This is a genomic window from Ochrobactrum sp. Marseille-Q0166 (genome assembly GCF_014397025.1).
Classification (GTDB): Bacteria; Pseudomonadota; Alphaproteobacteria; order Rhizobiales; family Rhizobiaceae; genus Brucella.
Genome location: NZ_JACJUO010000003.1, coordinates 159,014 through 171,001 on the forward strand (window position 1 = coordinate 159,014; position 11,988 = coordinate 171,001).

Genomic DNA, 11,988 nt, shown 5'->3' on the forward strand with positions numbered 1-11,988 from the left:
GAGGAGGAAAGAGAATGAAACTGAGAATGATTTTGCTGAGTTCCGTCTGCTTGCTGACGACAGCCGGTTTGGCCAGTGCGAATGATGATGCTTGTGTCGGAAAAGTGCCCACTCTCAACGTAATTGGTCAGGGTATGCCCTCGGTTACCGAACTCGATAAATATGTTGGCGAGTTCAATGATAAATGGAAGACAACCGTTAAAATCAATTTGCTGGGCGAAAATGAGCGGCGCGCCAAGGCACGCCTTGATGCTTCAACCGGTGCGGGCGCATATCAGGTACTTTATGTAGACGAGGCCAATACACCTGAATATGCCAGTGCGGGCTGGCTATACCCGCTCGCAGAGGTCTTGCCTGAAGAATATGACATTGCGGATTTCCGTGTGGATCTCGCCAATGTCGCAAGCTATGAGGGTAAACAATATTTCGCCCCGCTTGTCGGTGGCGGCGACATTCTGATCTATCGCAAGGATGTGCTGGAAAAGGCAGGATTGCCCGTACCCAAGACGCTTGATGAACTCGTTGCCGGCGTGAAAGCGGTCAACGATCCTGCAAACAAGCTTTATGGATGGGCTGCGCGTGGTCAGCGTGGCTCAGGCATGAATGTCTGGCGTTGGACACCATTTTTCCGTGGACTGGGCGGTCAATGGCTTGATGGCGATCAGCCTGCGTTCAACTCTGAAATAGGTGTTAAGGCAACCGAACTCTATATCGATCTTCTGAAGTCCGCCCCTCCGGGTGCCGGCACATTCAGCTGGTCTGATGCGGTTGAAGCATTCCGTGGCGGTCAGGTTGCCTATCTGATTGAATCCGATGTCTTTGGACCGTGGATGGAAGTCCCTGATAAGTCGGTTGTTGCGGGTAAGGTGGGTTATGCGCCGCCGCCTGAACCTCTTGGATCTGCGGGTTGGGCACATGGCTTTGCAGTATCCGCAGTCGGTGCAAAGGATGAATGCACGAAGAAAGTCGCTTCGGATTTTGTGGGCTGGGCAACGTCAAAAGACATGGAAGCTCGCCGGTTATCCAACGGGATTGCTTCTGACATAGGTCGGCAGTCGAGCCTGAAAAGCGAAGCATTCAGTAAAGCTGTTCCCAAGGAGTATATCGACGCACTTCTTGCGACAGGTTCGCGTACGCAATTGCTCATTATGGCAAGCCCAGCCTGGCCAGAGATCGGCGATAATCTGGGTCTTGCGCTTGAGGAGCTGTTCACCGGTACCAAGACCGATATTCAGGCGACATTGGATGAAGCAGCCTTCACCGCCGAAGACGCACTACGCCGCGTTAAATAAACAAAGGTCTGACCGGGTGTCTTGAACGGCACCCGGATACGCTTTCAAATTCATGAGCAACGGAATGCATAAACAAAAATTCGTATTCTGGACGCTTGCGCCTGCGTTCAGCATTCTGGGAATTCTAGCCTTCGTTTCGATCGCGGGAGCCATCTATTTTTCGGTGATGGATCGGTCATTACGTTATGCCGATTACGACTTCGTTGGACTTTATAACTACCAACGTCTTCTAGGAGATCGGAGGTTTCTCAATGCGCTCAAGATTTCAGCCGTTTGGGAACTTGTGACGGTGACAGGCACACTGATCGTGGCCATGCTGCTGTCGGTGTTAATTTTTGAAAACATCAAATCATCGCGTAGCCGCAACCTGATCTGCATCGCTTTTCTCGCTCCGGTTTTGCTACCTCGCGTTGCTGCGGCTTTCATCTGGCGTTTCCTTTATTCACCTTCGCTTGGTCTCATCAATTACGTTGCAGACCTGTTAGGTCTGGGGCCAATTGAGTTTCTCGCCAATCCATCGCTTGCTCTTGTGTCCGTTGCCGTTGTCGATATCTGGCAATGGGGGCTGTTTTTCACAGTTATTATGCTCAAGCTGCTCGAAACTTTGCCAAAAGATCCTATTGAAGCGGCGCAGCTTGATAATGCCAAGACGTGGGAAATTCATGCCTATGTGACGCTCCCGATGCTGAAAGCGCCGATCATAAGTCTTGCTTTGGTCAAAGCTGTGGAGTCGTTGCGTTCGTTTGATCTCATTTACGTCATGACCGGAGGTGGTCCGGGAACAGCGACCGAGACACTTGACCTTTACGCGTATCAGGCAGGCATCAATCTTGGTGGACGAGTTTCCTATGCCTCTGCAATGTCCATTCTTCTGCTGCTGATCACAACGGTTGTCTTTACGCTTATCTGGAGAGGTATCCGCAAATGGTCGGTTTGATCCAACGCGTCGTGGCGCGCACTGTTTTGGCGCTTATGATCCTGATCGCACTCATACCAATTTTATGGACAGTGCTTGGCTCGTTTAAGCAGCTCAAAGATATTGTAACGCCGGTGCCGAAGCTGGTTTTCAGCCCGACTTTAGAGAACTTTGGCGTTATCCTGCAAAATCCTTCAATTCGAGACGGGCTTGTTAATTCGGTTTTGGTCGTGGGTGCTTCCGTGCTGCTTGGCGCACTCTTCGGCATACCAGCGGCTTATACGCTGGCGCGTCATGTGAAGCGTAAGAAAGATGATCTGCAGTTCTTTGTCCTGTCACTGCGCTTCATGCCGCCTGTCGCAATCGCGATACCGTTTATTGTTCTGTATCTGGATTCCGGACTTTATGACACTCTAACTGGCCTGATCCTAGTCTACCTTATTTCAACAATATCGACGGTGATCTGGTTGTCGGTGCCAGCCTTTGAGCGCGTGCCCAAAGAGATTGAAGAAGCCGCAGCCATGGAGGGCTGTTCGCCAACGGAAATCTTTCTGAAATTCGCATTGCCGGTCGCTGCGCCATCCCTTTTTGGCGGACTGGTCTTCACTTTTGTTCTCATCTGGAATGAGCTTCTGCTCGCGCTGACGCTAGCTGCCGAGAACTCAACGCTACCCGTCGTTGCTGCTTCCATTACATCGCTCGGTAAGGAAGTTCCATGGGGCGTGATTAACGCCTCGACCGTTATTCTCGTGTTGCCACCGCTGATTTTTATCGGACTTTTGATGGGCTTCATCAATCGCATGGTTTCTACGGGTCGCAAATAGGATACCCATTATGGCAAATATCAAATGCACCCAAATCCGGAAGTCTTACGGAAACACCACCGTAATTTCCAACCTCAATCTCGACATTGATGATCATGAATTCGTTGTGTTTCTGGGCCCATCTGGCTGCGGGAAATCGACAATGCTGCGCATGATTGCAGGGCTGGAGGAAATTTCAGACGGAACTGTCACAATCGGGGGAAAAGATGTTACCCATCTGCCCCCGGGTGAACGTGGTGTTGCGATGGTGTTTCAGTCCTATGCGCTTTATCCGCATATGACCGTATTTGAAAATATTGCTTTTGGTCTCAGGCGGCAGAAGGTCGCCACCGAAGAAATTGATCGCCGTGTGCATCAGGTGTCTGATGTGCTTGGTCTGGCACAGTTGCTTGATCGAAAGCCTAAAAATCTTTCGGGTGGTCAGCAACAACGTGTTGCCATGGCGCGTGCCATGATTAAAACGCCAAAGCTGTTTCTTTTTGATGAGCCGCTTTCAAACCTCGATGCAAAACTGCGTGAAAAGCTGCGAACGGAAATTCGTCGTATGCATCTTGAGTTGAAAACAACAACAATTTTCGTCACGCATGATCAGCTCGAAGCCATGACCATTGCTGATCGTATCGTACTGATGCGTGCTGGCGCTATCGAACAGCAGGGAACGCCTTCCGAAATTTTTGATAGCCCTGCCACACGTTTTGTTGCTGATTTTATTGGCTCACCCGCGATGAATTTCAGAGATTGTTCTGTTCATATAACGGGCGAGACTGCGGAGCTGGTTTCTGGATCAATTCGCCTGAAAGTCCCGGTCAATTCATATACTGGCTTGGTAAATGGACTTCAGGTCGAAGTTGGATTGCGTCCATCGAAAATGGACATTGCAGCTTCCGGAGATGCGAATGTCATGACTGGCAGCGTTGTTCTGGTTGAAAATATGGGAAGTGAGGGACAGGTGATCGTAGACATGGACGGGCAGGAGATGTCGTTTGTTACGAAATCTTTCCGTTCAATTGAAAGCGGTCAGACGGTTCACTTCTCAATTGACGCGGAGAGCATTCATCTTTTCTCGAAAGATGATGGACGTTCTCTCCTGCGTAAAGCTAGCTAATATTTCTGCACACAGATGGATAATAAGACAATGACTACAACACGTTATGACCAGAAGATCGAACGTATCCGGGCGGGTCAATATACCAAAGGCGACTTTCTGATCGCTGACGCGAAGGATGCCGATCTGTCAGGTGGTATTCTCACTGCCGGGGTAAGACGTGATGAGACGGGCAGAGCGATAGGAAATCGGTCCCGTGCTGAATTTCTGGCTGAGATTGAAGCATTGATCGAACAGGATGTCGTAGACATTATGCTCGCATCAACATCCAACATTGAGTATCTCCAGAATAAGAATGCGTTTAAAGGCACAGGCGTAGTCCCGGCATTCCGAGCAAACGACACCACGGATGTATGGGGTGTTATACGTGGCGGTGCTTATCGATCTGCCTTATCTAAACCCTATAGCGGAACAGATCTCTCTAAAGCCCAGGCTGATCTTTGCCTTTATTCAATGACGTTCAATAATGATGCAGAGGCGGATATGGCGACGCTTGAAGCCTATCGCGATTTTAGGCCCCGTGCGCGCGCAGCAGGAAAACGGCATTTTCTGGAAGTGTTCAACCCAAACATCGCAACCGGGTTCACGGCTGCTGAAACCGGTATGTTTGTGAATGATTGTATCGTTCGTGCACTTGCGAGCCTCACCATAGATGAGCGCCCAGAGTTTCTCAAAGTAGCGTATAATGGTGCAGCAGCTCTGGAGGAGTTGGCCGGTCACGATTCATCGGTCGTTGTCGGGGTTCTTGGTGGCGGGGCTGGCACGCATCGTGATACATTTGAGCTTGTCTGGCAGGCCGAAAAATATGGCGCGCGTCTGGCCTTGTTTGGTCGTAAGATCAACTTGGCAGAACACCAGCCGACCTTTATTCGATGGATGCGACTGGTAGCGGATGGAGCTGTAAAGCCCGAGGAAGCAATCCGCGGCTATCACGCTGATATCGCCAAATTGGGCCTTGTAGCGGATCGCTCTCTTGACGATGATATTCGGATCACGGAAGAAGTTCTCATCCCTGCGTCTGAAAAGTAAAGTCAGAATTTAACAATGTATAAATCACAACATCCGTCCAGTAAAATTGTCGCAGAAGTTGCATGGATGTATTATGTGAAAAACCTCAATCAGGGAGAGATTGCAGATATTCTCTCCCTGTCGCGACCGACAGTGATCAGCTATCTCAAGATTGCAAAAGAACGCAATATTGTTTGTATCCAAGTCGCTCCGGAGCATTATCGGTTAAACGATACGTCAGATACTCTGGCGCAGAAATATAACCTTAAAAGCGTGCATGTCGTGCCGGATGAAGGCCTTGAGGGTGAGATGCTGTCGCGTCGCGTCTGTGAAGTAGCCGCGCAGTATCTGCCATTTTTCCTGAAAAAAGGAGACAGTCTCGGTGTGTCCTGGGGGCAGACGATTTCGTTTGTCTCAGAGTATGTACCGCATTGGCCGGTCGAAAATCTGACTGTGCGCCAGTTGATTGGATCGATTGCTAATCCGCTTTTGAGCACTTCAGAAAGCTGCACCACCGAAATAGCACGCCGGCTTGAAGCCTATTGTGTCAATCTGAATGCTCCAGCAGTTTGCTCCAGTGCATCATTGGCGTTGGCCTTAAAAGCCGAACCTATCATTAAAGAGCAACTCGACGCTCTGCAAACTTGCAATAAGTCGATTTTCTCGCTCAGTCCATGTACTCCTGATACGCACGTGGTGCAGTTCAAGATTGCGAATGTCGATGACATCGAAGTCTATCGCAGAAAAGGAGCGGTGGGTATTATTGCAGGTCGCTTCATCGATGCAAACGGACAACCAGTGATTGGCGAACTCGACGAGCGGATTATCGGAGCTGATCATGCGTTGTTAAAAAAAATGGAGGGTCTACTGGTTGTTAGCGGCAGTTTTAAACTGGATGCCACCTTAGCCGCTCTTCGGGGTGGCTTTGCGGACCATTTGGTTATCGATCAGAAAACAGCTCGTGAGCTTTGTGCATAAAGTTTCTTATAGTAGATTCATTACTAGCCATTTATGATATATTCTGCCGCCGGTGGAGAAAATCACTTCTTAACGTGGTTTTCATTCAAGGCTTCTATATGCAGACAACCTTGGGTGAACGGATGGGATTGACCGATGAGAAATAGGGATTGATGGGCCTGCTTCCGCCTATTGCCCTGTTTAAGATAACCGAAGACGTTTTTCGGGTATGAAATGAACGGCGCGCACATGAGTGTAAAGGCGGATTCGACCTTATGAATGCGGCAAGTGGACGACTCTATCCCATTTTATTTCTGTCGAGATATATCACCGTCGGTTTGTGTTTGAGAGAGGCAGCAACGGAGGCTGTTGATTTCAAGGGTGCTTATTTCCCCTAATAGTCTCATACTTTAGGCTACTTTGGCACAACGACATAAATAGCCTGCACTTGGCTCATGCCGTGTCGACAAGATCTATCAAGGGCTCATTCAAGCAAAATAATCCGAATTCTGTGGGTTAGATACCTCAAAAATATTCTGGAACAGGACCGCCGCTTCATCAGGAAAATTACTAAGCTAATCTTGGGCTTCGAAGTCTTTCATTTAGCGCCAGCTAGTATTACAGGTACCGGAGCTACGCATATGATCCGCAAAAATCAATTTGCAAATGACAGCTGCTCGCCATTCGAAGCTTTTGCGGAGTTTGCAGCATAACTGCGTCAACACATAAGCCCACATTGAACCTACAAAAACTGTAACAGACCCTTTAATTCATCGGATGAAGGAGGGACGGGGCTAGGTCTTGTGCGATTTGGCGAACAAAGCTTACTTGTTCATCAGCTGCCGATCTATTAAATAAAAACGATAACGAGCTAATCGAGTAAATTATTCTCCCAATACATCCGATTATGTTCTTCATTGAAGATATAAGCCAACGGGCTTTGCGTTTCTCTACACGAGAAATTATTTATGTAAATATCATATGCTGATATCCCATGAACGGTTAAACTTTTAGCGGCCGGAAACTTGATGAGATTGTTATATTATCAAACACATGTAACTAATATGCCATTAGGTTGATATTAGTTTATGAAACATATGATGGTCTTAAAATGCATGTCGAATGGTGCGGATTTTTCATGCATTTCTAAAATAGAGTCCCCCAAATTCCTATCACTGTGAAATAGCTCTTTGAATGAGTTCGGGATTCGACGCCGTACTAAAAAAATATCGAATTTATTATTGTTTTCAGGTTAAAGGTTCTCGAACGTGGATGATAGGAGATTCATATTCACAATATTCTCCTCTATTTAGGGTAATTACATGGCAATATAAAAATTAGAATTATTACTATATCAAGTAACTATGTAAGGGTGTTTGATTTTTATCATTAGATGTATTTCGAGGCATTCCTGTGCGAGGATTGCCCCGATTAAAAGCGGTTAAAATAATTTAGTCTGATTTTGGCTTCTACTCACTATCATAGAATATCCATGCTTATGGTCTTTTTATTTTAAAGATATTGCCGCCTATGTTGCGTTCGATCTCGGTAATTGCGGCTTGTGCACGAACAGAGTTGCCAGCGTCATCAAGGGGAGGGGAAAAGGCTGCAATCGCAAGCTTTCCCGGGATTACAGCCACAAGACCACCTCCAACCCCGCTTTTAGCTGGCAGTCCAACCGTGTAAGCCCAATCACCTGATGAGGTATATAGCCCTTCCATCATCATTTCCGCTAACAGTGGGGGGACATGCTTTTCCTGAACCACCCGTTCTTTTGTCACAGGGTTTATGCCACCGGCTGCAAGTGTTGCCCCCATGGTCGCCAAGTCAACGCAATCAACAAGTGTCGAACATTGGCGTGTGTAAACATCTACTGCCCGCATCGGATCGCTGTAGCAAGTGTTCGCACTGTAAAGCAGCCATGCTATCGCTCTATTGTGAAAATTGGTGTCCTGCTCAGAGCGGTTCACCTCGTTGCTCAGCTCAATAGAACTTCCGGCAAATCGACTTTGCATGTTGAGAATATTTTTCCAGCAACTCTCAGCATCGTCACCTGGCACGAGGCTGGCTGCGGCTATCGCGCCCGCATTGACGAGAGGTGACAATGGTTTTCCATCATGGAGCTCTAGTGCTTGAACAGAGTTGAAAGGGAGGCCAGTCGGGCTGTCGCCAAGCTTTTCTTTAACGGCTTCCGCACCGATATTTTCCATTACAAGAGCAAGTGTAAAAACCTTCGAAATGGATTCAAGCGCGAATTTATAGTCTGTGTTGCCACGTTTAAAGCATTGCCCGTCCACCGTAACTGCAGCAATTCCAAACAGGTCGCTGGGTACTTTCGCCAGAAACGGAATGTAATCAGCATTCTTTCCACCAGAAGAAGCCATGCCAGCTTTGTAGCCCGCATCAATTGCATCAATTATTTCTTGCGTCATTGTCCACCTCACAAAATAATAGTTAAAGAAAATATTAAGTTAACAACTAAATCAACAGATATTTTTTTATTTAACTCTAATAAGAGTTGCCTAGGGCGGAATTAAACTAGGTCAATGGCATTATATTAAAAAATATACACTTGACATATCACCTTTACTGCAACGTAAGTTAGCATGCGGTTATAGATGGGCTTGATTGCGTCTCTGACGCATTGGGAGATTTTAGAATGACAACAAGATCTATCAAAGCAAAGTACAATGGCCTTGATGATGTGTATGCATCGCTGGAGCTTTCAGCTTGTCTGCCAAAGACAAAGTTCCCAGATGAAGAACGCGACCCGCGTAATGTTTTTGCGGCTGTACGCGATGAACTTATGCTTGATGGCAACTCTCGCCAAAACCTGGCGACGTTCTGTCAGACATGGGTTGATGACGAAATTCGCCAGCTAATGGATTTGTCGATCGACAAGAACATGATCGACAAGGACGAATATCCGCAGACGGCAGAAATTGAATCGCGCTGCGTACATATGATTGCTGATCTGTGGAATTCACCTGACGCTGCAAATACTCTAGGCTGCTCGACCACCGGCTCATCAGAGGCTGCAATGCTTGGCGGTTTGGCGCTCAAATGGCAGTGGCGCAAAAAACGGGCAGCGGCTGGAAAAGATACCAGCAAGCCAAATTTGATTTGCGGACCGGTACAGATTTGTTGGCATAAATTCGCCCGTTACTTCGATGTGGAACTGCGCGAGATTCCGCTGGAAGGTGATCGCTTGATCATGAGCCCGGAGGAGGTTCTCAAGCGGGTTGACGAAAACACCATCGGCGTGGTGCCGACAATGGGTGTGACATTTACGTGCCAATATGAGCCGGTTAAGGCCGTCCATGATGCACTCGACAAATTACAGAAAGAAACCGGCCTCGACATACCCATGCATGTGGATGGAGCGAGCGGTGGTTTTCTTGCCCCATTCTGCGCATCGGAAATTGAGTGGGATTTCCGCCTCCCGCGCGTGAAATCGATCAATGCATCGGGTCATAAGTTTGGTTTGGCCCCATTGGGTGCCGGATGGGTCGTATGGCGCGAAGCCTCCGATCTTCCGGAAGAGCTTATTTTCAATGTGAACTATCTTGGTGGTGATATGCCAACATTCGCGTTGAATTTCTCCCGCCCTGGCGGTCAGATCATCGCGCAGTACTATAACTTCTTGCGTTTGGGACGCGACGGTTACGCCAAGATCCATAATGCCTGCTATCAAACTGCCCAGTATCTCGCTGCTGAAATCGGCAAGATCGGTCCGTTCGAAATCATCTTCGACGGCGATAGTCAGAAGGGCATCCCGGCTTTGGCGTGGAAGCTGAAGAAGGATCAAGCTATTGGCGGATACACGCTTTACGATCTTGCTGATCGGCTCAGAAGCCGCGGTTGGCAGGTCCCAGCCTATTCAATGCCGGCTGATCGGGAAGACCTGGTCGTGCAGCGGATTCTCGTTCGTCACGGCGTCAGCCGCGACCTTGCAAGCCTGCTGATTGATGACATCAAACGGTCTCTCGATTATTTCAGCAAACACCCCGTCAGCCAACCTTTGTCGTCGGAAGAGGCTGGCGGTTTCCATCACTGATAATAGAAAGCCTGCTGAATAATTTTGGCAGGCTTCTCTTGTGGATTTCTAAACATGCGCCAACCATGACGCATGTTTATGAATTCGGTGAAGGTGAGAGCCGCTTTTCTACACTTTCAGACGCAAAAATTGAACGGCCTGCGGACACCTTACAGCTAATCGCTCACTCGTGTGCAACGTGCTCTTGGAATGATGTGAAGCCACATTATTCGGGCGCTTCCCTTTGGGAGAAATGCTATGGCGAATGTAAAGACGGCCACTCCGGCTAAACAATTATCGATGATAGGCTTTTTTGCCATTACCGCATCCATGGTGATGGCGGTTTACGAATATCCGACCTTCGCGACCTCTGGGTTCAGTCTGGTATTTTTCCTGCTGCTGGGTGGGATTCTCTGGTTTATCCCGGTTGGCCTTTGCGCTGCCGAAATGGCAACTGTTGAAGGATGGGAAGAAGGCGGTGTATTCGCCTGGGTTTCCAATACGCTCGGTGAAAGATGGGGCTTTGCCGCAATCTCGTTTTGCTATCTTGAGATTGCTATAGGCTTTCTGCCGATGCTCTATTTCGTGCTTGGCGCGCTTTCGTATATTCTAAGCTGGCCTACGCTCAATCACGATCCTGTCACAAAGACGATAGCGGCACTTGTGATCCTCTGGGTACTTGCCTTCACGCAGCTTGGCGGAACCAAATATACAGCAATCATCGCAAAGCTTGGTTTCTTTGCTGGAATTCTGTTGCCAGCACTTATTCTTGCAGCACTTGCAATCAGCTATCTTGCGAGCGGCGCACCACTGCAAATTGAAATGTCTGCTCAGACATTTTTCCCCGACTTTACACAAATCGGAACTCTTGTGGTCTTCGTGGCCTTTATTTTGAGCTACATGGGCGTAGAAGCATCCGCAACCCATGTCAATGAGATGGAAAATCCCGGTCGAGATTATCCGATTGCGATCATCATGTTAATGATCGCTGCCATTGTTCTAAGCTCAATTGGTGGTCTCTCGGTGGCTGCGACTATTCCATCCAATGAGATCAATCTGTCATCGGGTGTCGTACAGACTTTTAACGCATTGGTCGGCCATTTTGGCCCGGGATTTGAATGGACCGTTCGCATTATTGCTGCTCTTCTTTTGCTCGGCGTTCTTGCAGAAATAGCTGCATGGATTGTTGGACCGTCCCGCGGCATGTTGGTAACAGCGCAGAAGGGAATTCTACCAGCGACCTTCGCAAAGGTGAATAAAAATGGAGTACCGGTTGCGCTTGTTTTCGCTCAGCTGTTTTTGACTTCTGTTGCGATTATTGTACTCACCAATACTGCTGGCGGCAGCAATATGTCTTTCCTCATTGCTCTCGCTCTGACTGTAGTTATCTATCTGTGCACTTATTTCCTTCTGTTCTGGGGCTATATTCACCTTATTCTGAAGCAGCCTGAACTCAAGCGAACCTTCCGTGTTCCCGGCAATAATGGCTTCAAAATCGGCGTTGCTTTGGTTGGCTTCCTTGTCTCTATCATGGCATTCTTTGTGTCGTTTTACCCGCCGACCTCCATTGGAGGAGAAACAGCCGACGAAACCTATGTGACACTGCTCGTCGTATGCTTCCTCGTTGTTCTGGTGATCCCGTTTATTGTTTATGCCTTACACGACAAGCGCGGCAAGAAAACGAATGTCACTCTAATACCAATCAAACTGCATAACGCACCGGAAGGACATTTTTTCATGCATCCGCGTGCCCGCTCGCCACATCACGTCATTGTGGATGATGGGACGTCGCAACCCACGAAATCCGGCCTCTAATTCATTTTTCAACAAAGATCAGGGCGTTTTCTCCG

The 11,988-nt window shown here is 48.2% G+C and carries 9 protein-coding genes and 1 pseudogene; 9 read left to right on the forward strand and 1 reads right to left on the reverse strand.

Annotation, left to right across the window (positions count from 1 at the left end):
• Positions 1-14 precede the first annotated feature (14 nt).
• The 7 genes and pseudogenes from H5024_RS19300 to H5024_RS21395 form a co-directional block, all read left to right on the forward strand.
• A complete protein-coding gene (locus H5024_RS19300; protein WP_247875396.1) occupies positions 15-1,292 on the forward strand; it encodes a sugar ABC transporter substrate-binding protein in 1,278 nt (425 codons plus the stop codon).
• A gap of 64 nt (positions 1,293-1,356) precedes the next feature.
• Positions 1,357-2,229, forward strand: coding sequence for a sugar ABC transporter permease (locus H5024_RS19305; protein WP_187548834.1), 873 nt, complete (start codon positions 1,357-1,359; stop codon positions 2,227-2,229).
• The gene (locus tag H5024_RS19310) at positions 2,217-3,032 is read left to right on the forward strand and encodes a carbohydrate ABC transporter permease (protein WP_187548835.1); all 816 of its coding nucleotides are present in this window, start codon (positions 2,217-2,219) and stop codon (positions 3,030-3,032) included. Before H5024_RS19305 ends, H5024_RS19310 begins: the two co-directional genes overlap by 13 nt.
• A gap of 10 nt (positions 3,033-3,042) precedes the next feature.
• Positions 3,043-4,137: an ABC transporter ATP-binding protein gene (locus tag H5024_RS19315; protein ID WP_187548836.1), complete on the forward strand. Its 1,095-nt coding sequence runs from the start codon at positions 3,043-3,045 to the stop codon at positions 4,135-4,137.
• 30 nt (positions 4,138-4,167) lie between these two features.
• The gene (locus H5024_RS19320; RefSeq protein ID WP_187548837.1) at positions 4,168-5,166 is read left to right on the forward strand and encodes a hypothetical protein; all 999 of its coding nucleotides are present in this window, start codon (positions 4,168-4,170) and stop codon (positions 5,164-5,166) included.
• Positions 5,167-5,181: 15 nt separating this feature from the next.
• The gene (locus tag H5024_RS19325; protein ID WP_187548838.1) at positions 5,182-6,123 is read left to right on the forward strand and encodes a sugar-binding transcriptional regulator; all 942 of its coding nucleotides are present in this window, start codon (positions 5,182-5,184) and stop codon (positions 6,121-6,123) included.
• Between the two features lie 467 nt (positions 6,124-6,590).
• Positions 6,591-6,815, forward strand: a pseudogene (locus tag H5024_RS21395) (IS6 family transposase); the annotation flags it as partial.
• Between the two features lie 783 nt (positions 6,816-7,598).
• Here H5024_RS21395 and glsA read toward each other — a convergent pair.
• Positions 7,599-8,534 (reverse strand): glutaminase A, encoded by a 936-nt coding sequence (gene glsA, locus H5024_RS19330; RefSeq protein ID WP_187548839.1) that lies wholly within the window; start codon positions 8,532-8,534, stop codon positions 7,599-7,601.
• Positions 8,535-8,761: 227 nt separating this feature from the next.
• On the opposite strand from glsA, the gene H5024_RS19335 reads away from it, so the two are divergent.
• Entirely contained in the window at positions 8,762-10,159 is a 1,398-nt protein-coding gene (locus tag H5024_RS19335) for a glutamate decarboxylase (protein WP_187548840.1), read from the forward strand.
• A gap of 237 nt (positions 10,160-10,396) precedes the next feature.
• The gene (gene gadC, locus H5024_RS19340; protein ID WP_187548841.1) at positions 10,397-11,953 is read left to right on the forward strand and encodes a glutamate:gamma-aminobutyrate antiporter; all 1,557 of its coding nucleotides are present in this window, start codon (positions 10,397-10,399) and stop codon (positions 11,951-11,953) included.
• The last annotated feature ends 35 nt before the right edge of the window (positions 11,954-11,988 follow it).